Below are 23016 nucleotides of genomic sequence, written 5' to 3' on the forward strand. Positions count from 1 at the left end.
GCTACCATCATGCCGTGAATCTGGTGCGGGTCGCGATGGGGAGCCGTGCCCATCGCGCTCGGGCCGCTTCCGCGTCCCGGTAACTCGGAGGACCCGTGGGTAGAATCGAGGCCAAGAAGAACGCAAGTGCTTTCCGGAGGTACGGAGAAACAATGTCAGAATGGCTCGAAGTCGGCGCGGACAATTACGTGCTGATCACCGAAGGTTCGCTGCTGAATACCGGCCTGATTGTTGGCTCCGAGCGTGCCATGGTGGTGGATACCGGCTGCGGGCCGCGGCAGGGACGCGAGATCCTCGACGCGGTGCGGGAGAAGACACAGCTGCCCATCGTCGTCGTCAACACCCACGCGCACTACGACCATTTCTTCGGCAACGCCGTCTTCGCTTCCGACGGCGCCACCGAGTTCTGGGCGCACGAAAACTGCGCCCAGGAGATCGACACCCACGGCGACCTGCAGCGCCGCTTCGTGGGGACGCTGGAGCCGGAGATGTCCACCGGTGAAGGCGAGAACGTGGACCTGGTGGTGCCCAACGCCATCGTCCGGGACCAGCCCGTGCTGGTAGACCTCGGCGGGCTCACCGTCACCCTCTTCTACCTGGGCCGCGGCCATACCGACGGCGACCTCCTGGTGGGCACCCCTACCACCCTCTTCGTGGGCGACCTCGTGGAGCAGGGCGCGCACCCGTCCTTCGAGGACTCGTACCCCGAGGAGTGGGCCGATTGCCTGCGCCACATCTCCGCGCTGCGCCACCGCTACGAATTCCTCATCCCCGGCCACGGCCAGCCCTGCAGCGACCAGTTCGTCAAGACCATGGCCAACACCATGACCACCGCCGTGCGCCAGGCCCAGCTTTCCATCCGCGAAGCACCCTCCGACGCCACCAAGGCCATCCCCGTGCTGCCCTACGGCCCGGAACAGTCGCGCTGGTTCATCAAGCGCCTGCAGGAGACACGGCCGCTGCACTAACAGCAACGCGGGGTCACTTCCCGCCCGATAATTAGAGACTATTGGGCCAGGAGTGACCCCGCGTTGGAAGCTTGGGCTAGGCTCTGGCACTGCCCTCCCGGAAAGAGGCGATCAGCTCCTGGACCGTCCGGTGCTCCTCCGACGCGCCGTAGGTGTGCGCTTCTGCCATCGTCCCGAAATCCCGGCTCGAGATGAAGAGAACGGTGCGGTGGGTGACCCCGTTAGTGGCCACCACCCCGGTTTCCACCAGGCCCAGTCCATACATCAGCCGCGGCACCAGGGCAGTAGCAGCCGGGCCGGTGGCCGAGCTGAGCGACGTCACCACCTGGACGTTGTCCGCCCATTGGTTCTCCGCGCGATCCTGCGGGAACTTGGTCAGGTCCATCGCCATGGACCGCACCACGAAGGGCCCGGACTTTGACAGTGGCACGTCCCCGGCCACGTCACCGAGGTGAACCGCAGGACGTTCAACACACGGGCACTCGGCGCCCCACGCAACCAGGATAGTGAGGGAAGCCAGCTCCCTTCCGTCGGGTCCCATCACGGTCACCACACCGGATCCCGGGGAACCTCCCACCGTGGTGTCCTGCACCGTCCAGTCGGACGGGTGGTCAAAGGAATACCGCACGTCCTCCCAAGTCCCTGAAAAGGTGGAGAGCGCGACGGCGGTGCTGCCGCCGTCGGGCGCTGGAACGGGAGATTCGGAAACGGGAATGGAGGGTGCGGGGGACACCGGTGCCGTAGATGCTGGCGGCGTGGATGCTTGGCTGGCGTCCCGTGTTCCGGTTTCCGTGGGTGCCGGCGCGGGAAGCCCGGTGCAGGAGCTGAGGGCGAGGGCCATGCACAGCGCGGCTGGGAGGAGCATTGGACGCTGCGGATGGTGCCTGTTCAAGGGGGCCTCCTCGGATCGCACAAAGCGCTTTCCCTGATAGTAAGGCGGCCGGACCATTTGCGTGGGATGGAAGGCGTGTCAACGCCTGAAGGCGGCAGCAGCCGTCGCCAAGCGCGTATTTAGCCCCCGCGTGGGCCTCCCGCGGGCTGCTGTCTTTTCGTCACATTCGGTGTGACTTGAGCAAATCTTGAGGCGGCGTTCCTTAGCATGTCGGCATGGGTAAGTATGGGGGCACCTACACGGCACGCGAGTCCCGGCGGGAGCGCGGCCGACGCAGAATGAAACTGGTTTCGTACGTCCTGCTGGCCGCCCTGGCGGTGGCTACGGCCGCGGTGGTGATGCTGGCGCTCAACCGTTGACGTGACTCGATTTGTAAACCGCTGTGACTTACGGCTAGCCTGACCCTGATCGCATGGGGGATCACTGCTAACCGATGGAGACCGCTGTGGCTATCACTGACTATGCCCTGGCGCTGTGCGCGCTGCTGGGCACACTGCTGATTCCCTTCTGTGCGATGTACCACGTGCTCCGCCTCAAACGGCGCGCAATCAAGGTGACCGCCACGAGGAGTGACTGCAGATAGCCATGCCCTACGTCGATATCAACCCGCACAAGGGCCGCCCCAAATGGCAGGCCTACAGCGTTCTCGCCGTCCTTTTAGTGCTCACCGCCTGCGTTGTGGTGGCCGCCCTGACCCGCCACTGACGCCGTCTTTCTGCCCCAGCGCCTAGACTTGGTGATTGAATCAGTCCGTAAAGTGCCGCAGAACCTTGTGCCGAACGTCCTGGGGGACAGACCATGCCCGATCCGGCGGATCAGAACGCACGCGCCAATGCAGAGGATGCAGGGCAACCGCAACCGCCCCGACGACGCCGCGACCTCCGCCGCGCCGACGGCGCGCTTTCGGATGCCCAGACAGGAACCATGCCAGCCATAACTCCCGAGTCTTCCAGTACCCCCGACGCCGGCTCCCCGGTACCGCGACGCACCTCCTGGGCGGAGGCCGCGGCCGCCGCGGACCAGGCCAAACCCGCAGCGCACGTTCCCGCGCCCACCCGCCGGCCCGCCAGGCCGCCGGCAACGGCGCAGCCGCAGGCGCGGTCTCAGGAACCGCAGTCCGCGCAGCCGGACGAGCACAGCTCCCTCACCACCGCGGTGGCGTACGACGGCGACGAAGCCGCGCCGCCGTCGTCGTTCGGTTCTGAGCCTTCCGTTCCGGACGAAACCCCCGCGTTCCGGCGCATCCGGCCCACGGCGGCCGACGTCATCGCCGAAACCCCCATGCCTGACTTCATCAGTTCCCCGGGCCTGTTCGTGCGGGAGCAGAAGCCCCGGCCCGTGGGCGGTATCCGCGGTGCCATCTACGCGCTGACCGGCGGGGCCTGGAACATGGGGCCCAGCGCCAAGCAGCGCGACGAGGACGAACTGGGCCGCCGGATCGCCCGCCAGCTGCAGGGCAGCTACAACACGGCCGTGCTGAGCCTCAAAGGCGGCATCGGGAAAACGTCCACCACGGTGGGCGTGGGCCTGACCCTGGCCGAATTCCGCGGCGATGCGCCGTGCGCCATCGACGCGAACCCGGACTCCGGTGACCTCGTGGAGCGGGCCCTGGGCGAGGGGATCTACCAGCAGGCCAGCCCGCGCACCATCACGGACCTGCTCAAGAACATCGAATCCGTGGACTCGCTCACCGCGCTGGCCCGGTACATGCACCATGCCGGCCGGCTGCACCTGATTGCGGGGGAGCAGGACCCGGAGGTCTCCGACTCGCTGACAGCGGCCGAGTACCTGCGGATCCGCAAGCTGATCTCCAACTACTACTCCGTGGCCCTGACGGACTGCGGCACCGGCGTGACCCACAACGCCATGAGCGGGATCCTGCAGTCGGCGGACAACCTGGTGATCGCGGCCGGCTATGCGGTGAGCGGAGCCAAGCGTGCCCGCAGCACCCTGCACTGGCTGGCGAGCCACGGGTACGAGGACCTGGCCCGGAACGCCATTGTGGTCATCACGGACAAGGACGAGGTTTCCTCCCGGGTGGACAAGGACGCCATCGAGGAACACCTCGCCGGGATCTGCCGCCAGCTCATTGCCGTCCCGCACGACCGCGGCGTGGCCGACGGCGACCTGGTCACCCTGGACGTCCTCAAGCCGGAGACCCGGCGGGCGTACAAGGAGATCGCGGCGGCCATCGTGGACGGGTACCGGTAGAGGTCCAGATCCCCGGACACCGGAAATGTCTGTGTATCACGGAAGCCGGTACGGCGAAATGCCAATCACGGGGAGAAGCTCTGCTTGGCGGCGCCACCTTCGTGACACCGCCAAGCGCTGAGCCCTGTCCCCCAATGAAGGCCTTGGCATCACTGGTCCCAGCTCCAGTTGCAACTGCGTCGCGCTTCAGGCCTTACAAGAAATACTGTGCACTAACCGGCTCAAGGCTGGCGCAGATACGCGCAGGAATCCCTCAAAAATGGCTCAAGATGCGCCCGCCAGCAGTGCGAGGACACGGCGTCGGCCAAAGTGCCCGCGCATTGTTTCCCACAAACCGAGAGTGCGGCTACCCGTCTATTCGGATACAGCCGCACTCAAAGTTTGTGGAAATTTAGAAAGTCTGTGGCTGGCACCCTGGCCCGATTATTGGGCGCTGCGGGTGCTCTGCCTGGGTGCCTTAGGCCGCGATTGGCGCGCGCCTTGCGGACGTATGCTCCCGGCGCGGTGCCAGGACGCTGATGGTGCAAGGTGCCTGCTGCGGATCGATCTTGGCCGGCAGGTGATGGGTCTCGGAAGCGGTATGAAGCATTTCCAGGGCTTCTTCATCGACCCACGCATGGCTGATGTCCAGCTTCAGGTCCAAGCCATCCCTCAAGGAATTGGCCCGCTTAACTACTACATAGAGTGCGTTCACGCTGTGGACGGTGATATGCCCCTTTGCAATCACCAGAGCCTTGGCATGGTCGAGATCTACGCGGACAACGATGTTGAGCTTGGTATTCAAGTTGTAAAGCCTTCCCCGGCATTGGCTGCGACGCTGCAGCTTCTTGCTTTTGGCCCGTTTGCTGGAGCCTTATCCAGAGTAAGGGGCGGATGTGACCTGCGCAACAGTTACGTATTTATTACATCGATTGGAGATGCTGATCGTGTGGCACTGCGGCTCGCGACACTTGGCCCGACCCGCATCTGGGCGCGACCGAATCGTGATCCGACACACCGGCCCATCTTGCGCTGATCTTGAGCTTGAGCAGTAGCGTCGGCGCATCAGCCCTATGAAAGGTGCGTCAACGATGACCATTCTTGAATACGTCTCAGGCCTCAGCATCATCCTCGGATCCCTCGTTGGCACTATGGGCCTTGTGGTGGGGGTTATGCATTTCCGGCGAAGCCACTAGGCTTTAGCGCCGGCCACTTAGGTGGCGGGCCGGCGCCAATGCAGGTAGCCGCTACTCGTGTGTGCGGCGGCTGCCCCTGCCTAGTCTCGGACCATGGAGCAAGGTAGCTATAGGAGAGTGCGGCGGCACAAACAGCCCAGGCCCACTGAGCAGGAGATCGGCGAGCTCATGGCGCTGATTCGGGGACTCGACCCGGATGGTGCAGAGCGGAAGGTCGCCGTGATCGCGCCGATCTCGGGCGCGGGCCTGCTGCGTGAGTCGCTGGGGAAGGTCCTGCGTCTGCCGAAAGCCTTCCGTCCGGCGCCGCCGCGTTCCTGACTGTCCTGGCCCGGTAAGCCGTTACCCGGAGACCCTGCGACGCTGCAGTCGATCCCGGGTGGCTGCGACGCTGCAGCCTCAAGTAGGGTAGGCGTAAGGTGTGACCCATGCAACACTAGCCCCCAATTGTTGCGTGGGCTTCGCTGGTGGGAACCGGTGATCGAGCCTGTCGAGATCCAGGTTCTGGGGGAGGGACCCGGCGAATCCCGTCGCCGGCTGGTAGGGCCTGCGCAAGGTCTACCGCGGGCGCTTTGGCATGTACTTGCCCCCGCTCATGGAAGCGCTTGACCTCGCGGAACTTACCCACGAAAAGCGGAACAGCAGGATGCGGGTCGCCGGAGACGGCATCACCTAGAAGCTCGAAGGGTGCAGCCCAAAAGTAGGGTAGTTGCTACTGGTGCGCGAACGGTCGATAAGGAATCTAATGGGTGTAGTCAGTCTGGGGCTCTGGACCAGGGCCTTCCGGTTTCCGTCCGCGCTGTGACCATCCGGTCGCCGAACCGCCGCCGACGGATTGCGCCGGGGCCGGCGGCGAAGTGGCCTCAGGGTAAAGCCAGGCCGGAACATTTGACGTCGTCGGCCCCTTATCTTGAGGATCTCCACCCCGGCGTTCCTAGGTTCCGTTGCGTTCAGTCTCCAGCCACTCACTGAACGTTTGGCGCCCGACGCCGGCACCCGCCGCCGGGATCAGGCCGCCGTTGCGCATCGCGCGCCAGAGCGGTCCGGGAGCGGTGAACTCAATGATGAGTCTCTTCCGGCCATGCCTTAGTGCGTAGGCGCGGACAAGGTCGACCAATTGTTTCCGCTCGGGGCCGCCGAGGTCTGCAATCCGTCCCTGCGGACCGGCTTCGGCCGCGTCAACCAACGCCTCGGCCACCGCGCGTGCCGCCACCGGCTGGGTGGCCATCCGGGGCACCAGCGCCAGCGGGCCTACGGAACTGCGCTGCAGCACCTGCCCTGCGAACTCATGAAACTGGGTGGCACGCAGGATGGTCCACGGCACGTCAGCGCTGCTGACCAGTTTCTCCTGGGCCAGCTTCCCGGCGTAGTAGCCCGCGGCAGCCTTGTCCGCTCCCACGATGGAGAGTGCCACGTGGTGCTGTACCCCGGCTGCCTTCCCCAGCTGCAGAAGGTTCCCGGTAGTGGTGGAGAAGAAGTCCACAGACTTCTTTTCGTTCAGCGTCTGGATGCTGGCCACGTCAATCACTGCAGCCGTGCCTTCAAGTGCTTTGGCCAGGCCCTCGCCGCTCACCAGGTTCACGCCCTCTGCGCGGGAGAGGCTAACTACGTGGTGGCCACGTGCCCGGGCGATGGAGACAACATCGCGTCCAACTGTTCCGGTGCCGCCGGCAACTGTGATGTTCATGCTCCGAACTTTAGGCCACGGGCTCTCCAGTGCACCGGCCTGGAGCCCTGCGGACACAATCCGTGCCGGATGTTGCGTACGTCACACGAACCTGCCTAACCTGATTGTGGCTGCTGAATCGCGGCCACTGGCCGCAGCGTCGCGGCCGCCCCGGTTGCAGCGTCGCAGCCACGCAAGGAAGGCATTTCACCTTGACAGACAAGCTCAGCATTGTTGTCCGTGTAGACCTCGACCACGCCAAAGCCCAGGTCCTTGCCAAGGGCCACGTCACCGTTCACAGCATCCAGGCCCTTTACGTTGTGGTGAAGCGCGCCAACAACCTGAAGCATGACCTCAATCTGGAACTGGACATGCGGCATGCCCGTGTGGACCCCGAGGCGTTGCGCCAGTTGCAGGCCTGCTCCGAGACCCATCACCTGCCCGCGAGGATCGACCCGCAGCAGACCCCCTGCACGCTGAGCATCCTCCCGCCGCGGCGGGCAGTCCACGTTCCGGTCCACGCGCCGAGCCCTTTGGCAGCCTGAATCGGACGGCAGCCTGAATCCGCGCACCCTGAACTCACGCACCCTGAACTCACGCGCTGGCAAGCCCACACGCTGAACGGAAGTGCCGCCGTCGGGCATTGCCCGATCAGGCGTTAGCGGGCGGCAGGAATCCCGCCGGCCAGCTCGGCAGCCGCCGCTTGGACCCAGCGCTCGGATTCCGGCTCAAAACAGACCACAACGGACGCGTCGGACTCGCGTGCCTCATCGATGGCAAGCAGCAGGGCATCCTCAAGATGCCGCGCATAGTCCTGCCGCTCGGTGAACGAGCCGGGCAGTCCGCCGTCGTCAATGATCACGTGGGCCTTGCCGTCCACGATGACCTTGAGCGCGTAGCCCTGGTCGTCGTGAAGGGACGCCCGGGTGGACGCGATTTCCGTGACCTTGTCTGCCCGGATCAAGCTGTTGTTGATGGTGCGGATCCACACGTCACCCATGAGACCTCCTTGGCTTTGAGGCGCAGGTGGCAGTGCGCCCCACAAGGCAAACGTTAGTCCTCACGGGGCCGCTTGTGACCCCCTGAATACTGGGGAATTTCCGCGGCATAAGATAAATCTGATGACTTCGCCAGGAACCCCGCAGCCTTTCAACTTCCGAAGCATCGCGATACCCGCCTTTGGGCCTGCGCTGCTGTTCTGCATCGGCGAAGGCGCAGTGCTTCCCGTGGTGGTCCTCTCCGCGCGAGACCTCGGCGCCTCGGTGGCGGTCTCCGCGCTGATCGTCACCCTGATCGGGCTCGGCTCGTGGTTCTTCAACCTGCCGGCATCCCTTATTACGCTCAAGTTCGGCGAACGCTGGTCGATCGTGGGCGCAGCCGCCGTGGGTGCCCTGGCGCTCGCGGCCGCCGCGATGTCCTCCCTGATTCCCAACGGACTGTGGCTGCTCGCGGTGGCGATGGCCGTCGTCGGGATGGCCGCGAGCGTTTTCAGCCTGGCGCGGCAGAAGTACCTCACCGAGGCTGTGCCCGTTCAGTTCCGGGCGCGGGCATTGTCGACACTGGGCGGCGTCAGCAGGATCGGCGTTTTCATCGGGCCGTTTATTGGTGCCGGGGTGATGCAGTTCGCGGGGATCGCCGGCGCGTACTGGGTGGGTGTGGCGGGCATGGCGGCGGCCGCCGTATTGGCGGTCACCATCCCGGACCTGGTGGTTCCGCCAGCGCCCGACGGCGGGCACAAGACTCCGGAGCCGACGCTGCGGAATGTGGCGGTCTCGCACCGCGGCGTGTTCCTGACCCTCGGGGTGGGGATCCTGCTGCTCAGTGCCCTGCGCACCTCGCGGCAGGTGGTCATCCCGCTGTGGGCCGACCACCTGGGCATGGATCCTGCGCAGGCCTCGGTGATCTACGGGCTGTCCGGCGCGATCGACATGCTGGTGTTTTACCCGGCCGGCAAGGTGATGGACCGGCGCGGCAGGCTCTTTGTGGCCGTCCCGTCCACCGTCATCATGGGAATCGCGATGCTGCTCATTCCGCTGACAGCCTCGTTTGCCGGGTTGCTGTTGGCGTCGCTGCTGATCGGGTTCGGGAACGGCATCAGCTCCGGGCTCATCATGACACTCGGTGCTGACTTCTCGCCCGACCGTGGCCGTGGCCAGTTCCTCGGGTTGTGGCGCTTCATCGCCGACGCCGGCTCGACGGGCGGGCCGGTCCTGCTGTCCGGGGTCACGGCTTTGGCGAGCCTCGGCGCGGGGGTGTCGGCCACGGGACTCCTGGGGTTTGCGGCGGCCGGCGTGTTCGCGGCGGTGCTGCCGCGGCTGAAGCACCGGCGGAACTACTGACGGCGCTTTGTGGTGGCCGGTCGCTTGGCCTGAAGAAGATATCCTGACACGGTCCTGCGCAAGGTAGTTGTTCTGAACGGGGAGGTGGCCTTGACATCGGGGAACGCTGACCGCGCTGTTCCGGCTGAACCGGACCATTCCCGGGCGGAGAGCTCGCAGGAACGCAGGCAGAGCCGCTGGGCCACCGTTCTTGCCGTGCTGCAGCGGTTGTTCTATGGGCTCATTACGGTGGCGGTGGGCTGGGCCGTGTACTTCTTCCTGCTTGCCAGGCTTGCCCGCGGACCTTCGCAGGCCTGGGTGTTCCTGCCGGTCTGGCTGATCCTGGCGTACGCATTGCTTCCCCGCATTCACAAGATCCTGAGCAGCCTCTACATTCCGGACTACTTCATCGGCCGTGCCCGCACCGGTGACGGAGTTCTCGGAGACCCGGTCAACCTCGCAGTGATTGGCCCCGAAGCTGAACTGCGGCATGCGATGTTTAAAGCCGGCTGGGTGGAGGCCGATGCCCTCACCCCGGCAACCGCATGGCGGACTCTCACGTCAACAATCCGCCGCCGCAGCTATCCGAGGGCGCCGGTCAGCTCGCTGTATGTCTTCGGCAATAGGCAAAACCTGGCCTTTCAGCGCGAGATCGACGGGAATCCCCGTAAGCGGCATCACGTCCGGTTTTGGCAGTGCGCCGACGGGTGGATGCTGCCGGGCGGCATCCCGGTTAACTGGGTGGGCGCGGGCACGTATGACAGAAGCGTGGGCCTATCCCTGTTCACCTTCCAGATCACGCACAAGATCGCCGACCGCACCGACGAAGAACGCGACTTCATCATCGATACGCTTCGTGCGGCCAACGCGGTGGAATCCGTGCACGTCATCCGTAATTTCTCCAGCGGCTACCACCACCGCAACGGGGGAGGGGACTCCATCCGCACGGACGGCCACCTGCCCATCATCGACCTCCACCCTCCGGAAACGCTCGAAAGGCACTCATAATGCTCCTGATTTTCGGCCTTAAGACGGTTCTCCGAGCGCTGCCAGGCAGGCAGGCCACCTGCCAGAACTGCGGGCAGTTCGTTCACCATCACCTCGAAGAACGCGCTCGGAAATTTACGCTGTTCTTCATTCCCGTCTTCACTACGTCCCGCACCTATCAGATCACCTGCACGAACTGCGGCCGTGTTTCTTCAATCAGCGCTCGGGAACGGAATGCGCTGGGGCGGTAGGGACAGTCAACGTTGAAGTAGGGGATCTTAAGGGTCAGGCTGCGGCAAAGTAGATGCTCGGCAAGTCGGGGAGGTTGGGGCTGCTGGCCGTCAGCTGACAGTCCGGCTTCACACCATTGACGGTCAGTCCGCTGAAGGTACCCGAACCGGCATGGCTGGGGTTGGGGATATGCACTGTGCACTTGTTCTGTGGTCCGGTGGGCGGTTGACCCGTAGACACGAGCGTAACTGTCGCCGTGCTTTGGGTCAGGTTTTCGAAGAAATCAACAATCGAGACCGTCACGCTGAACCCGGTCTTCGAGACCGGGGAGGTGATGGTGCCGAACATCAGCTTGTAGGGAGCTGCCGCGAGGATTTCTACTGGTACAGACAGTGGCGTGCCGAGGCCCGTCGCCGTGAAAGGCCTCGATCCGGACTTGGATTCGCCGTAGTAGAACGACGTCGAAGCGAGCCCTGCTGGAATGACCACCGACGTGATGCCACCGCCGCCGGCCGTTAAGGCAAAGCGGCCCGTGCCGCCTGAACCAGCGGCCAGCGTGACGTTGGTGGTGCCCGCAGTTGCCGGGTTTCCGTACATGTCGCGGCGTTCCACGGTGATGGGCCCAATGTTTGGCGTTCCCGAGGCGACGCCGGATACCGGAGTCGGCGAGGTGATGACCAACTGCGTGGCCGTGGCGGCGGTGACGCTGAAGCTCGTGCTGACAGCCCCGGCGTATGCCGTGCTGGAGGCGACCAGGGTGTACCCGATGCCCGCCTTGTCAATGGAAAGGTTGCTGAAAGTGGCCACGCCGGTTATATCTGTGGTGGCCAAAAGGGTGCCGGAGAGCGAGCCGCCGGCCGGGTTTGCCCCGATGCTGATGGCCACGGGGACATTCGGCACCGGCAAGAGTCCCGACACGGTCCGGGCAGCGATGCGCAGCGTGGCAATCGAAGCGCCGGCCGTGACACTGCCGGCAGGCTGCGATACGAACGTGAGGTTGCTCAAGCTGATGACACTGACGTTGTTGCTGGCTCCGCTGACTGCGGTCCACGAGCGGTGAACGGCGGTGACCACGTAACTGTGGGAACCTATGGGCGTCGAAGCGTCTGTGCACGAAGTCGTCGCAATCAGCGTCGCAGGGCCCGAGCTGCAGGCGGAGGCGGGTGCGCCGCCGGTGATGCGCGTGACGTAGTAACCGGTGGGTGCCAAGGCGCCTGCTGGAGCCGTCCAGGAGACGGCGACGTTTGAGTTGCTCAGCCCCGGGACAGAAACATTGGTTGGCGCGGCCAAGGTGCCCACGGTCGCCGTCGTGCTTCCGGTGCCTAAGGAGCTCCAATGTCCAAAGGCGGGCGTTGCCCCCAAAGCCGCAACCAGCAGGAGGACGATGCCAAGAATTGTGGCCAGCAGACTGCGCCGAAACAACACCAGCTCCCGTCGAGGCCGGGGGGGACCTTCGAGGGAGCTGGTGTTGCGGAACATATGGACCTTCCAGGCATTTGCCTCACTGCGGGGTGAAATGAAGTCAGGTCACCATCGGGCGATGAAACTGACCGTTTGGGCCAGGAGTTCCAGGCCTGTTCCTCTTCAGTTGACGACGACGTGGAGAGGCACGGTCTTGCCCTTGCAATCATCCTGGTTCACTCCGGTACGGTTCTTCATCTGAAGAGTCACGGTACCGGTGAGCCTGCTCTGGGCGGCGATTTCTGTGGCGGTGAACGGGTCGCCGTTTACGAGGACCGGCCCGACAAGGAAGTCGGCGGCGGTGCAATTCCCAGCAGTCCACACGCCGCCCGTGGTAGTGGCGACGGCCACTGCGACACCGGAGACCTGCTGGCCGCCGTCGGACGTGTTGTCGATAGTGACGGTTACGTTCTGCACTGCGCCACCGGGCGAGAGTGGATCACCCGCAACCGTGGTGTCAACGGTGAAGTCTTCCGATGCTGCTGCAGCCGAGGTGGTTGCATTGTCCACTCCTGCAGCCGTCCAGTAGGCGAATGCGGCGCCGCCACCGATGGCCAGCATTGCGGCGGTGGTGATGATGATGCGCTTCTTGCGTCCGGTTGTCTTAGCCATGTGAGACCCCTAAGAAATTGTGCGATATCCGCAGATCCTGTGAGCCCCAGCGGCTCCGTTAGGAATACTTTCGCGGACCAGGCTCAACTTACCGCCGGGTAATGGATCAAGAATTTCTCAAGGTTTATTGACGTTTCCGCAGTTCAGGCGTATAAGCCAATCCATTTGATGGATTTACTGCCGGTACAGATGAGCTATTTGGGGCGGCGCGCGGCCAGTGGAGCCAGGAGCGCTTCCTGCAGCTCCGGGCTCAGGACCGGTGGAACGTCGAGGTCCACCGCCAGGGCAAGGACCGCCCGGCTCAGGAAATTTCGCGCCGCCGCAGCCACAGTGATGTCCATGATCTCGCGATCCGTAAAGCCGTGGCCGCGGAGCACCAGGGTGTCGGCATCGGTCATGGCGGTTGCATCCCCACTGAGTTTTTCGGCGTACTCCATCATGGCCACTTCAGCGCGAGTCAGCCCCGCGTTGCGGTAATCCCGGGCCACGCCAGCGAGCTCGTCCTCCGGAAATGCTTTCAGCGATTTGGCCCCGTGAGCCAGCAGGCAATGCGTCGAGCCAATGGCCCGGGCTGCCGCAAGGGTGACCAGCTCATAGCGACGCAAATCCATCGAGGCCGTGATGGCGCCGAGCATGGCTTCGAAGGCCTGGAAGACTTCGGGATTAATCGCCATGGCCTTCGTCTGGGTGGTGACGTAACCGAGCGAGTTGAGGTCGTCGTCGTAAATTGCCGCCGTCAGCCCCGTGGCTTCCGATTCCGGCGTGGTCTTCAGGATCATGGCTTCCCCAATCGGGCTCGTGAGGCGATGATCTGCCCATTGTGGCCCCGGGCAAAAAGCCCCGCAATAGGTAGGTGCGGAGCTGGATGGGGACCCGCGCCCGATGTGTTGCCAAAGGGGCCCGAAAGGATCACAGTGAAGTAAGTCACATCGATGCATTGAGCGTGGAGGTCCTGCCATGAGCGCCACTTCAGATCAAGTGTTCGACGTAACTCCCGAAGGTGACAAGCACGAGCTTAAGCGGGTCATGGGGCCCAAGCTCCTGCTTTTGTTTATTGTGGGCGACATCCTGGGCGCCGGCGTCTACGCGGTCACCGGGACCATGGCCGGGACGGTGGGCGGCATCGTCTGGCTGCCGTTCCTGCTGGCCTTCGTGGTGGCCACCCTGACCGCCTTCTCCTACCTGGAGCTGGTCACGCAGTATCCGCAGGCAGCCGGTGCGGCGCTCTACACGCACAAGGCCTTCGGCATCCACTTCGTCACGTTCCTCGTGGCATTCGCCGTGGTCTGCTCCGGCATCACCAGTGCCTCCACTTCCGCCAACGTCCTGGCGCAGAACTTCTTCGGCGGCCTGAACATCAACGGCTGGATGGCCGTGCCCGGCCAAGGCGTCATCACTGCCGTCGCCATGGGATTTATGCTCCTGCTGGCAGTGATCAACCTGCGCGGCGTGGGCGAGAGCGTGAAGTTCAACGTCCTGCTGACCATCGTTGAGATGACCGCCCTGTGCATCGTGATCGGCGTCGGCTTCTACGTTATGGCCCAGGGGACCGGGAACCCGGGGGAAATTTTCGTCTTCAATGACTACCAGGACAAGGGCCTGTTCCTGGCCGTTACCGCCGCCACCTCGATCGCCTTCTTCGCCATGGTGGGCTTCGAGGATTCGGTGAACATGGTGGAGGAGACCCAGAACCCCGAGAAGATCTTCCCGCGGACCATGCTGACCGGCCTTGGCATCGCCGTGATCCTCTACATGCTGGTGGCCGTGTCCGTGGTCAGTGTCCTCTCGCCCACCGAGCTGGAGAACATCAGGGAAGCCGAAGGTGCCGCCCTCCTCGAAGTGGTGCACAAGGGCTCGCCGGACTTCCCCATCGACAAGATCTTCCCCTTCCTGGCGGTCTTTGCAGTCGCCAACACCGCCCTGATCAACATGCTGATGGCCAGCCGCCTGATCTACGGCATGGCACGCCAGAACGTCCTGCCCCGGCCGCTGGGCAAAGTGCTCCCGACCCGCCGCACCCCATGGGCCGGCATCCTGTTCTCCACCGTCCTGGCGCTGGGCCTGATCTGGTACGTCACCAGCGATCCCAAGAGCAACGTGGTGGCCAACCTCTCCGGCACCACGGCGTTCCTGCTGCTGCTCGTCTTCACCGTGGTGAACGTGGCCTGCCTGGTCCTCCGCCGCAAGCGGGACCCCAACCGCAAGGTGTTCTTCACCTCACCCGGGCAGCTGCCGCTGGTGGCCGCGCTGCTGTGCGCGTTCCTGGCTGGACCGTGGGTGGGCCGCAACATCATCCAGTACCAGATCGCCGGCGGGCTCATGGCGATCGGGGTGGTGCTGTGGTTCATCACGTGGCTCATCAACAAGCGGACCAACACCCCGGAAGGCGAACCGGTAGGCATGCAGAACGTGGGTAAGGACGAGGGCCTCCCGCCAATGGGCCACTAAGACTCTGTTTTGGCGGCATTCTGCGCCGCCACCCTCCAGGAGGGACTGCCCGGTAACGCGCCAGTAACGGCAGGGCGGCTCTACTCTCTCTGGAGGCTGCAGCACCGTCAGCAGCTTTTCACGACGCAATGGATTCGGCCGCCCTCTGGACGACCCCGCGGTGAGGAGATGTTCGATGACGTGGTTTGGTTGGGAGAGCTTGGGCGGGGTCTTGACGAGCGGCCCCAGCGTATCGTCCTGGTCCCCGGACCGGCTGGACGTATTCGTCCGCGGGACGGACTCGGCCCTGTGGCATAAGTGGTTCCAGAACGGGTGGTCCGGCTGGGAGAGCCTGGGCGGCATTCTGACCAGTTCTCCAGGGGCGGTCTCGTGGAGCACCGGGCGGATCGATGTTTTTGTGCGCGGCACGGACTCTGCGCTGTGGCACAAGTGGTTCCAGAACGGGTGGTCCGGCTGGGAGTCCCTGGGCGGCGTCCTCACGTCCGCCCCCTCAGTCTCCAGCTGGTCAGCGGGCCGTCTTGACGTCTTTGTGCGCGGCACCGATTCAGCCCTGTGGCATAAGTGGTTCCAGAACGGGTGGTCCGGCTGGGAGTCCCTGGGCGGCGTCCTCACATCCGCCCCCACCGCCGTTTCATGGGGCAACGGGCGCATCGACGTCTTCGCCGTGGGAACCGATTCAGCCCTGTGGCATAAGTGGTTCCAGAACGGATGGTCCGGCTGGGAGTCCCTAGGCGGCGTCCTGACGTCCGCCCCGACTGCAGCCAGCTGGGCATCAGGGCGCCTTGACGTCTTCGCCGTGGGAACCGATTCCGCACTCTGGCATAAGTGGTTCCAGAACGGGTGGTCCGGCTGGGAATCCCTCGGTGGTGTCCTGACGAGCGAACCCGGGGCCGTGTCCTGGGGCCCGAACCGGATCGACGTTTTCGGGGCCGGAACCGACAGTGCCCTGTGGCACAGGTGGTGGTCGGTCCGCCCGACCGTCCGCCTGCACGCGAAAGTCCTCACTGCCCCGAACGTTGCCGTGAACACCGCCGTGCAGCGGATGCGGGAGGTCTATGCAACGGCCGGGATCGGCGTCGAACTGGTGTCCACGGAAAACCTCAACCTGCCCACCCTCAACGATGTGGACGTCGGGAACTGCGTTCGCGGGGAGTCGACTGCCGAGCAGAACCAGCTCTTCGCCAACCGCAACAACGCAGGCAACAACGACGTCGTGGTGTACTTCGTGCGGTCAACCGTGCCGCCGTTCAACGGCTGCGCAGCCCATCCCGCAGGCCGCCCGGGCGCGGTGGTGGCCCAAGGCGCCACCCAATGGACCCTCGGCCATGAGGTGGGGCATGTCCTGGACCTGCGGCACGTCAATGACAACGACAGGCTGATGACAGGAAACGGCACCGGCAACATCACCAATCCGCCACCAGATCTGGTCAACACTGAGGTGTCCACCATGATCAACAGCGCCCTCACCCAGGATCTCTAGGAGCGAATCATGAGCGTCACCATGGAAGCCGTACTCAAGGTCCTCGAACCGGACGAGCCGAATTACGCCCGGGCCGCATCGTTGGGAAGCGATGCGCTGCCCCACCTGCGCACCCTGGTTGAGGGCAACGACCCCATGCTGGCGGCCAAGGCAGCCTACGCCGCCAGTCTCCTCGAGGGCGACCAGGGCAAGGACATTGTGGAAGCCGCCGCACACAGTGAAACGGCGAGCGTCCGCGTGGCAGCTGCCGCGGCAGCCAACAACCTGCCAGCCGACTCGGCGGCGGAGGTGCTGATGGACCTCGTGGACGACAGCGACGAGGGTGTCCGCAAGGTTGCCCTCTCATCGGTGCCCGCTGATGCACCGCCAGAGCTTTCGGCGAAGGTGGACTCCCAGGGCGGCCGTAGGGAAGACGCCGGCGGTACTGGGTTTGACGAGGCGCCTGCCCGGGAAGGCGCAGGTGCGGGAACAGGAGCCGGCAGCGGGATGCCGGGCGCGGGGCAAAGCACCATGCCCGGCGAGAAGCCGGCCACCGGGTTGATGCCCGGCGAAAAACCGTCTTCCTCCAATGGCCGCCAACGGGGCGATGGGCTGATGCCGGGGGAGAAGCGCTGACCTGCGCCCGAGGTGACCTGCGCCCGCGCTGATCCGCGCCCGAGGTGCGGTCAGCGCCTTGGCGCGTCCCGCCGTCGTGCGGCGTAGGCAAACAGCGACGTAGTGGCCACGGTGGCCAGGTATCCGGCGATCACGATGAGCGCGAGCCCGGCCCAGAAGTAGTTAGTGGTGCTGCCCTCCTGGAGGGGGCCAGGGGCGATCTTCGCGAGCGAATACACCGCCACGCCAGCCGACGCCAGCCCGATCAGCACGGGCAAAGTCAGCCACATTTTTGCGGATCCCACGTGCCTGCCGAAACCGTCCCACATGTTCCACGCCCCGCCGTACCGGATGATCAGCCAGCCGGCGGGGATCATAAACGCGCCCACCAGGAGGAAGGCTGCCACCACATCGGCCGGGCGGTGCCACTGGTTGATCAGCGTGGACACTCCTGAAGCGATGGCGAACGTGCCGCCCACAAAACCGGCCATCGGACGCCACCGCGGCGAGGACATCAGGAACACCGCTGCCGCAGCCGACGCCGCCAGCGTGGTGTGCCCGGACGGCAGGGAGTTAAGCTCCAGCGTGATTACGCCCTTGTCCGGGCGCGCGGGCAGCACGTCCTTCAGAACCTGGGTGGCAATGTTCGCACCGATGCATGCCGTGATGGCGATCCCGGCAGCCGACCACCGGCGCCGGATCACCGTGACAAACAGAACCACGACGGCGGCCATCACCAGGGAGATGGTGGGGAGCCAGTCAAGGAATTCTGTGGCAGCCTTGCCCGCCGGCCCGTGGATGTCCACCGCCTCAACCAGCGCCGACTCGTCGATGAACTGGCCCGTGGTGGTCTGGACGAAGTAGTAGTACGTGGCGATCAGACCCACAACGCAGGCGAGCGTGGCGAAGAGGAACATAAAGCCGGAGCCCGGGGCTGGGCGTGCGGGAGTCCTGGTGCGCGCGGCTTTCGACAAGGTCATCAGTTAAGGGTGTCACACAAAGCTGGGAGGTCCCGCACGGACCTGGCGCCGAGGCCGGCGGCTGCCCGGATGTGACGCTTGACACGTGTTAGGTCCGTCCCCTAAGCTTCCTAACACGTGTTAGGAAGGAAATTGACATGACCGGTGCCACAACTGGCCGCCTGCGTGAAATCTCTCGCCGGACCGCCCTGGGTGCCTTGGGAGCAGGAATTTTGGGAGCAACCGTGGCGTCGTGGCCCCGGCTCTCCGGATCCGACATTCCCGGGCGGGGCGACAACAGCCTCAGCATTGCCATCATGGGAACCGCAGCCGATGCCGCCGCGCGACAGCGCGCCATCGACGCGTTCACCCGCCTCCACCCGGACATCCGGGTCAAGGTCCAGGCCATCCAGGCCGTGGACTGGAAAGACTTCTTCACCAAGATCCTCACCATGGTTGCCGCCGGCACCCCGCCGGATGTGGTCTACGTTGCCACCGAAGGCGCGCAGCTCTTCGCGGACAAGCTGGCCCATCCGCTGGACGAGTACCTGCGCCGCGACGCCGCGGACATGGCCGAGTTCTTCGACGACGTCCACCCCAGCCTGGTGGAGGCCTTTATGTACAAGGGCAGCCTCTTCCAGCTGCCCATGGACTGGAACGCCGCCAACATGTACTACAACACCACCGCCTTCCGGCAGGCAGGCCTGGAGCGCCCGGCGGACGACTGGACCAACGTGGATTTCCGCAACAGCCTCGCCGCGATGCGCAAGGCCCGGCCGTCCGACTTCACCCCGTACTACTGGACCAACCGGCTCTTCGGCGGCGTGGTTCCGTGGCTCTACGCCAACGACACCAGCTTCCTCAAAGAGACCCGGTCCACCGGCGGGGACTGGCTCTGGGACTCCTTCTACGCCAAGGACCCCTCCCGCGGCCTGCGCTCCGGCGGCTACCAGTGGCTGGAACCCAACGCCGACGACCCCCGTGTGTTCGAGACCTTCGACTACCTCCGCGGCCTGGTCAAGGACGGCCTCGGCGTCCGCCCGGAAGAAGGCGGCGGCAGTTCCCTGGTGGGGCTCTTTGCCTCCAACCGGATCGGCACCACGCCGGCCGGCGGCTACTGGGTCCAGGGCCTGCACGAGGCCGGCATGAAGGAGAACGACTACGACGTGGCGTTCTTCCCCAAGTGGCGGAGCCAGCGGCACCAATTCGGCACGGCCGGCTACGCCATCATGAAGACCGCCAAGGACAAGGACGCCGCCTGGGAATGGATCAAGTTCAGTGCCAGCCGCGAGGCCATGGAACTGATCTTCCCCAACCCGGTCACCACCCCGGCCCGCCGCTCCATGGTCAACGAAGCCCTCTACGCCGGGAAGGGCCCGGCGCACTGGAAGGTCTTCTACGACACGCTGGACAAGTACCCCACCACCGGCCCCATCCCGGCACCGCCCCAGCAGGCCGCCGTCGAAACGGCCCTGATGAAAAACGTTTCGCTGGCCGTCAGCGGCGACGAGCGCCAGCTCAAACAGGCACTCGAGTCCATGCAGCGCGATCTTGAACTGGCCCTGAGGAGGCAGTCATGAGCACCACCATCCCTCCCCGGGAACGGGCCAAGCAGGCCCCTACGCCGGCAACGCCCACCGGACAAGCCGCGTCCGGCCGGCACAGCCAGCGCTGGCTGGCCTGGATCTTCCTGGCCCCCACCATCCTGGGCATGGGCCTGTTCACCCTGGTGCCCATTGTGGCGTCGGTGGTCCTGGCGTTCTTCCGCTGGGACATCATCTCGGCCCCCACGTTTGTGGGCTTCGACAACTTCGCCGAAGTGGTCCAGGACCCCACGGTGCGGGTGTCCTTCCTGAACACCATTGCGTTTGTGATTGTGGCGGTGGCACTCCAGCTGGGCCTTGCGCTGGCGCTCGCCGTGATGGTTCAGGAGAAAATGCCTGCCTGGCTGCGGAGCTTCTTCCGCTCGGCATTCTTCTTCCCGCTGATCCTCTCCGCAGCCTCGGTCTCCATCTTTATGCGGTACCTCTTCAACGAGCAGTTCGGCGTGGTCAACTGGTTCCTTTCCCTCGCCGGCATCCCCGCGGTGCCGTGGCTGACCACCCCCGGCGGGTCCGCCACCGTGGTCATCCTGGTCTACGTGTGGCAGAACTTCGGGTTCTCATTCCTGCTGTTCATCGGCGGGCTGGCGTCCATCCCCGCGGAAACCTATGAGGCCGCCTCGCTGGACGGCGCCACAGGCTGGCGCAAGCACGTCTATGTCACCCTGCCGCTGCTGAGCCCCACCACCCTGCTGGCTTCGGTGATGGCCATCATCGAAGCGCTGCAGGTGTTCGACCAGCCGTACGTCCTGACCCGCGGCGGGCCCGGCGACTCCACCCGGACGGCCGTGATGGTGATCTTCGAATCAGCCTTCCAGCGGCTTGAATTCGGCCAGGCCTCCGCCATCGGCGTGCTCCTCACCCTCATCATCATGGGCATCACCGCCGCGCAGTTCCGGCTCAGCAAACGATTCGTCTTCTACCAGTAAGGCCAGCCATGTCTATCACTACAGAGCGCGTCTCCACCGGCACGGCCCCCGCCGTGCCTGCCCGCCCCCGGCGGAAGCTGAACTGGAACCTGGTCCTCCGCGTTGTCCTGCTGATGATCGCGGCCATCCTGACCCTGGGACCGGTGATGTGGACCCTGTCCACGTCGCTGCGGTCGCCGTCGGAATCGTTCAAGCTGCCGCCGTCGTTCTTCCCCTGGAATCCTGACTTCACGTCCTATACCCAGGTGTTCAAGCAGCTGGATATCGTCCTTCTGGTGCTGAACAGTGCCCTGGTCACCGGGCTCATCGCCGTCGGCCAGATGATCACCGCCGCGATGGCCGGCTACGCCTTCGCCAACCTGAAATTCCGCGGCCGCGGCGCCCTGTTCTCGATTGTGCTGGCCACCATGATGGTGCCCATGCAGGTGACCATCGTGCCCGTGTTTATGCTGATCCGCGGCATGGGACTCTCGGACACCCTGCTGGCGCTGATCCTGCCGGCCATCCCGACGGCGTTCGGCACCTTCCTGATGCGGCAGTACTTCCTGGGGCTGCCCGCCGACCTCGCGGAAGCCGCGTCGATCGACGGCGCCACACCCTGGCGGACCTTCCGCTCGGTCTACGCGCCGCTGGCGGTGCCGGGCATGGCGATCGTGGGCATCCTCGCCTTCAATTTCCACTGGAACGAGTTCTTCCGGCCGCTCATCATGACCATCTCGGAACAGAACTTCACCCTGCCGCTGGGCCTCGTCTCGCTCCAGGGCAACCTGGGCACCGGCAGCATCTCGGTGGTGCTGGCAGGCGTGGTCCTGTCCATGATTCCCGCCCTGGTGGTGTTCATCTTCGGCCAGCGCGCGCTGCAGGACGGCCTCACCGCCGGCAGCGGCAAATAACCTCAACCCTTCTGAAAGGCTTACCTCCATGTCATCCCCGGATCTCGCCGCCACCGACTTCGCCCGCCTGGCCGCGGCCCACCCGGACCCGGCGTTCCCGCACTTCCATCCACGCCCCGCCCAGGGCTGGATCAACGACCCCAACGGCATCAGCCACATCAACGGCCGCCACCACGTCTTCTTCCAGTACAACCCCGAGTCGGCCCGCCACCACAAGATCGCCTGGGGCCACGTCAGCTCCGCCGACCTGGTGCGCTGGGAGGAACACCCGGTGGCGTTGAGGCCGCAGGACGGCGGTCCGGACGAGTATGGCTGCTGGACCGGTGTGGTGACGGACGACGGCGGTGTCCCCACCGCTGCGTACTCCGGCGTGCGCGGCGACGGCGGCCACTCCCAGGTGGTCATCTCGCGCGGTTCCGCTGACCTCGTCTCATGGGCCCAGGACGGGCATGTTGCCGCGTCCATGCCATCCGATCCTCTGGTGACGGCGGTCCGTGACCCGTTCATCTTCCGCTTCAACGGCAAGCGCTACGCCATGCAGGGCGCGGGCCTTTCCTCCGGCCACGCGGCCCTGCTGCTGTACACCGTGGAGGACCTGTCCGACTGGAAGTACCAGGGCATCTGGCTCACGTCCGAGAACCCCGTGGCATCAGCCCACACGCCGGCCGAGATCTGGGAGTGCCCGCAGCTGGTGCGCGTGCCGGCCGGTTCTTCTGCTGAATCCCCGTCCGGGGACGAGGCTGCCTCCGAGGACGCCTGGGTGATGATGTTTTCGCTCTGGCTCTCCGGCGACCACCACGAGCACGCCAACGGCGTGGGCCACCTCATCGGCACCCTGGCTGAGGATCCCGCCACCGGGCTGCCCGTGTTCTCCCCGGAGACCGGCGGAAAATCGGACCTGGGCCGGGACTTCTACGCGCCGCAGATCGTGCAGCTGCAGGACGGTGCCGGGGCAGGGGCTCCGGATGCTCCGGCATCTTCCTCGGCCCTTGCTGCTCTCGCGGAGCCCAAGGCGCTGCTGTGGGGCTGGGCCAACGAAGGGCCCGGCCGTGACGGCCGCCGCGGCCGCAGCCAGGACGAGATCGATGCCGCGGGCTGGGCCGGCGTGCTCACCCATCCGCGCCTGCTGTCGGTGGTGGACGGTTCCCTCGCCGTGGCACCCGCGCCGGAAGTGGATGCTTACCGTGGCACCCAGCTGGCTTCACAGGCTGCCGGGAACGTTGAGCTCTCGGCCTATGCCGAGGCTGTGGTGACCACCCGCTCCGGTGGGCCTGCCGCGCTGGCCGCGGACGCCGTCGTCGAACTATCCCTGGTGGCCGACGGCGATTCCTCACCCCAGGTGGTGTTCAGCGGGGCGCTGGCCGCGGGGGAGGAACTGCGGGTGTTTGTGGACGCGTCGCTCGTGGAGGTGTACCGGAGCGGTTCGGTGGCCACCACGCTGCGGGCCTATCCGGCAGCCGGCGAACGCTGGGTGCTGCGGCTTCCCGAGGGTGCAGCAGCGGACGTCTGGCAGCTGGAGCAGCCGGCATAACCGACGACATACCTGACAACGCGGGGTCACTTGATGCCCATCCGGACGCCTCGGACGGGCATC

The 23016-nt window shown here is 65.2% G+C and carries 25 protein-coding genes; 17 read left to right on the forward strand and 8 right to left on the reverse strand.

Annotated elements, in window-relative coordinates; genetic code table 11:
• Window positions 1–152 precede the first annotated feature (152 nt).
• On the forward strand, window positions 153–968 hold the full coding sequence (locus tag J2808_RS00190; RefSeq protein WP_309809885.1) for an MBL fold metallo-hydrolase: 816 nt from the start codon (window positions 153–155) through the stop codon (window positions 966–968).
• A 76-nt stretch (window positions 969–1044) separates the two neighbouring features.
• Here J2808_RS00190 and J2808_RS00195 read toward each other — a convergent pair whose 3' ends face one another.
• A complete protein-coding gene (locus J2808_RS00195) occupies window positions 1045–1860 on the reverse strand; it encodes a hypothetical protein (RefSeq protein ID WP_309809888.1) in 816 nt (271 codons plus the stop codon).
• A 215-nt stretch (window positions 1861–2075) separates the two neighbouring features.
• Here J2808_RS00195 and J2808_RS00200 point away from each other — a divergent pair, with 215 nt between their 5' ends.
• From J2808_RS00200 to J2808_RS00210, 3 genes are all read left to right on the forward strand, one after another.
• Window positions 2076–2219 (forward strand): hypothetical protein, encoded by a 144-nt coding sequence (locus J2808_RS00200; RefSeq protein WP_309809891.1) that lies wholly within the window; start codon window positions 2076–2078, stop codon window positions 2217–2219.
• A gap of 86 nt (window positions 2220–2305) precedes the next feature.
• Window positions 2306–2443: a hypothetical protein gene (locus J2808_RS00205; protein WP_309809893.1), complete on the forward strand. Its 138-nt coding sequence runs from the start codon at window positions 2306–2308 to the stop codon at window positions 2441–2443.
• Between the two features lie 341 nt (window positions 2444–2784).
• A complete protein-coding gene (locus tag J2808_RS00210) occupies window positions 2785–4071 on the forward strand; it encodes a MinD/ParA family ATP-binding protein (RefSeq protein WP_309809895.1) in 1287 nt (428 codons plus the stop codon).
• A 457-nt stretch (window positions 4072–4528) separates the two neighbouring features.
• Here the strand turns inward: J2808_RS00210 and J2808_RS00215 are convergent, their stop codons facing one another.
• Window positions 4529–4855: a hypothetical protein gene (locus J2808_RS00215; RefSeq protein ID WP_309809898.1), complete on the reverse strand. Its 327-nt coding sequence runs from the start codon at window positions 4853–4855 to the stop codon at window positions 4529–4531.
• Between the two features lie 484 nt (window positions 4856–5339).
• On the opposite strand from J2808_RS00215, the gene J2808_RS00220 reads away from it, so the two are divergent.
• Together J2808_RS00220 and J2808_RS22230 are read left to right on the forward strand one after the other, a co-directional pair.
• Window positions 5340–5564: a hypothetical protein gene (locus tag J2808_RS00220; RefSeq protein ID WP_309809901.1), complete on the forward strand. Its 225-nt coding sequence runs from the start codon at window positions 5340–5342 to the stop codon at window positions 5562–5564.
• Window positions 5565–5790: 226 nt separating this feature from the next.
• Window positions 5791–5919: a DUF6855 family protein gene (locus tag J2808_RS22230; RefSeq protein ID WP_397427977.1), complete on the forward strand. Its 129-nt coding sequence runs from the start codon at window positions 5791–5793 to the stop codon at window positions 5917–5919.
• A 258-nt stretch (window positions 5920–6177) separates the two neighbouring features.
• Here J2808_RS22230 and J2808_RS00225 read toward each other — a convergent pair whose 3' ends face one another.
• Window positions 6178–6930 (reverse strand): SDR family oxidoreductase, encoded by a 753-nt coding sequence (locus J2808_RS00225; RefSeq protein ID WP_309809903.1) that lies wholly within the window; start codon window positions 6928–6930, stop codon window positions 6178–6180.
• A 191-nt stretch (window positions 6931–7121) separates the two neighbouring features.
• On the opposite strand from J2808_RS00225, the gene J2808_RS00230 reads away from it, so the two are divergent.
• Window positions 7122–7454, forward strand: coding sequence for a hypothetical protein (locus J2808_RS00230; protein ID WP_309809906.1), 333 nt, complete (start codon window positions 7122–7124; stop codon window positions 7452–7454).
• A gap of 113 nt (window positions 7455–7567) precedes the next feature.
• On the opposite strand, the gene J2808_RS00235 is transcribed toward J2808_RS00230, so the two are convergent.
• On the reverse strand, window positions 7568–7909 hold the full coding sequence (locus tag J2808_RS00235) for a thioredoxin domain-containing protein (RefSeq protein WP_309809909.1): 342 nt from the start codon (window positions 7907–7909) through the stop codon (window positions 7568–7570).
• A gap of 121 nt (window positions 7910–8030) precedes the next feature.
• On the opposite strand from J2808_RS00235, the gene J2808_RS00240 reads away from it, so the two are divergent.
• The 3 genes from J2808_RS00240 to J2808_RS00250 all read left to right on the forward strand — a co-directional run bounded on the left by J2808_RS00240 (window position 8031) and on the right by J2808_RS00250 (window position 10465).
• Window positions 8031–9248: an MFS transporter gene (locus tag J2808_RS00240; RefSeq protein WP_309809912.1), complete on the forward strand. Its 1218-nt coding sequence runs from the start codon at window positions 8031–8033 to the stop codon at window positions 9246–9248.
• An 84-nt stretch (window positions 9249–9332) separates the two neighbouring features.
• Window positions 9333–10235 (forward strand): LssY C-terminal domain-containing protein, encoded by a 903-nt coding sequence (locus J2808_RS00245; protein ID WP_397427946.1) that lies wholly within the window; start codon window positions 9333–9335, stop codon window positions 10233–10235.
• Window positions 10235–10465: a zinc-ribbon domain-containing protein gene (locus J2808_RS00250; protein WP_309809917.1), complete on the forward strand. Its 231-nt coding sequence runs from the start codon at window positions 10235–10237 to the stop codon at window positions 10463–10465. Before J2808_RS00245 ends, J2808_RS00250 begins: the two co-directional genes overlap by 1 nt.
• A gap of 34 nt (window positions 10466–10499) precedes the next feature.
• Here J2808_RS00250 and J2808_RS00255 read toward each other — a convergent pair whose 3' ends face one another.
• From J2808_RS00255 to J2808_RS00265, 3 genes are all read right to left on the reverse strand, one after another.
• The gene (locus J2808_RS00255; RefSeq protein ID WP_397427978.1) at window positions 10500–11744 is read right to left on the reverse strand and encodes a hypothetical protein; all 1245 of its coding nucleotides are present in this window, start codon (window positions 11742–11744) and stop codon (window positions 10500–10502) included.
• Between the two features lie 285 nt (window positions 11745–12029).
• Window positions 12030–12518, reverse strand: coding sequence for a hypothetical protein (locus J2808_RS00260; RefSeq protein ID WP_309809924.1), 489 nt, complete (start codon window positions 12516–12518; stop codon window positions 12030–12032).
• 194 nt (window positions 12519–12712) lie between these two features.
• On the reverse strand, window positions 12713–13297 hold the full coding sequence (locus J2808_RS00265; RefSeq protein ID WP_309809925.1) for a carboxymuconolactone decarboxylase family protein: 585 nt from the start codon (window positions 13295–13297) through the stop codon (window positions 12713–12715).
• A gap of 178 nt (window positions 13298–13475) precedes the next feature.
• Here J2808_RS00265 and J2808_RS00270 point away from each other — a divergent pair, with 178 nt between their 5' ends.
• From J2808_RS00270 to J2808_RS00280, 3 genes are all read left to right on the forward strand, one after another.
• The gene (locus J2808_RS00270; RefSeq protein WP_309809927.1) at window positions 13476–14966 is read left to right on the forward strand and encodes an APC family permease; all 1491 of its coding nucleotides are present in this window, start codon (window positions 13476–13478) and stop codon (window positions 14964–14966) included.
• A 175-nt stretch (window positions 14967–15141) separates the two neighbouring features.
• Complete coding sequence (locus tag J2808_RS00275) at window positions 15142–16446, forward strand: PLL family lectin (protein WP_309809931.1); 1305 nt, start codon at window positions 15142–15144, stop codon at window positions 16444–16446.
• 9 nt (window positions 16447–16455) lie between these two features.
• Entirely contained in the window at window positions 16456–17061 is a 606-nt protein-coding gene (locus J2808_RS00280; RefSeq protein ID WP_309809934.1) for a hypothetical protein, read from the forward strand.
• Between the two features lie 50 nt (window positions 17062–17111).
• Here the strand turns inward: J2808_RS00280 and J2808_RS00285 are convergent, their stop codons facing one another.
• Complete coding sequence (locus J2808_RS00285) at window positions 17112–18020, reverse strand: phosphatase PAP2 family protein (RefSeq protein WP_309809937.1); 909 nt, start codon at window positions 18018–18020, stop codon at window positions 17112–17114.
• 137 nt (window positions 18021–18157) lie between these two features.
• Between J2808_RS00285 and J2808_RS00290 the strand changes: the two genes are divergently transcribed.
• From J2808_RS00290 to J2808_RS00305, 4 genes are read left to right on the forward strand one after another with little or no spacing between them, the layout of a single operon-like run.
• Complete coding sequence (locus J2808_RS00290) at window positions 18158–19579, forward strand: extracellular solute-binding protein (RefSeq protein ID WP_309809939.1); 1422 nt, start codon at window positions 18158–18160, stop codon at window positions 19577–19579.
• Complete coding sequence (locus tag J2808_RS00295; protein ID WP_309809941.1) at window positions 19576–20529, forward strand: carbohydrate ABC transporter permease; 954 nt, start codon at window positions 19576–19578, stop codon at window positions 20527–20529. The genes J2808_RS00290 and J2808_RS00295 overlap by 4 nt, the downstream gene beginning before the upstream one ends.
• Before the next feature lie 8 nt (window positions 20530–20537).
• On the forward strand, window positions 20538–21422 hold the full coding sequence (locus J2808_RS00300) for a carbohydrate ABC transporter permease (protein ID WP_309809944.1): 885 nt from the start codon (window positions 20538–20540) through the stop codon (window positions 21420–21422).
• Between the two features lie 28 nt (window positions 21423–21450).
• Window positions 21451–22953, forward strand: coding sequence for a glycoside hydrolase family 32 protein (locus J2808_RS00305; protein WP_309809947.1), 1503 nt, complete (start codon window positions 21451–21453; stop codon window positions 22951–22953).
• Window positions 22954–23016: the final 63 nt, after the last annotated feature.

The organism is Pseudarthrobacter sulfonivorans, from assembly GCF_031454915.1.
Lineage (GTDB): Bacteria > Actinomycetota > Actinomycetes > Actinomycetales > Micrococcaceae > Arthrobacter > Arthrobacter sulfonivorans_C.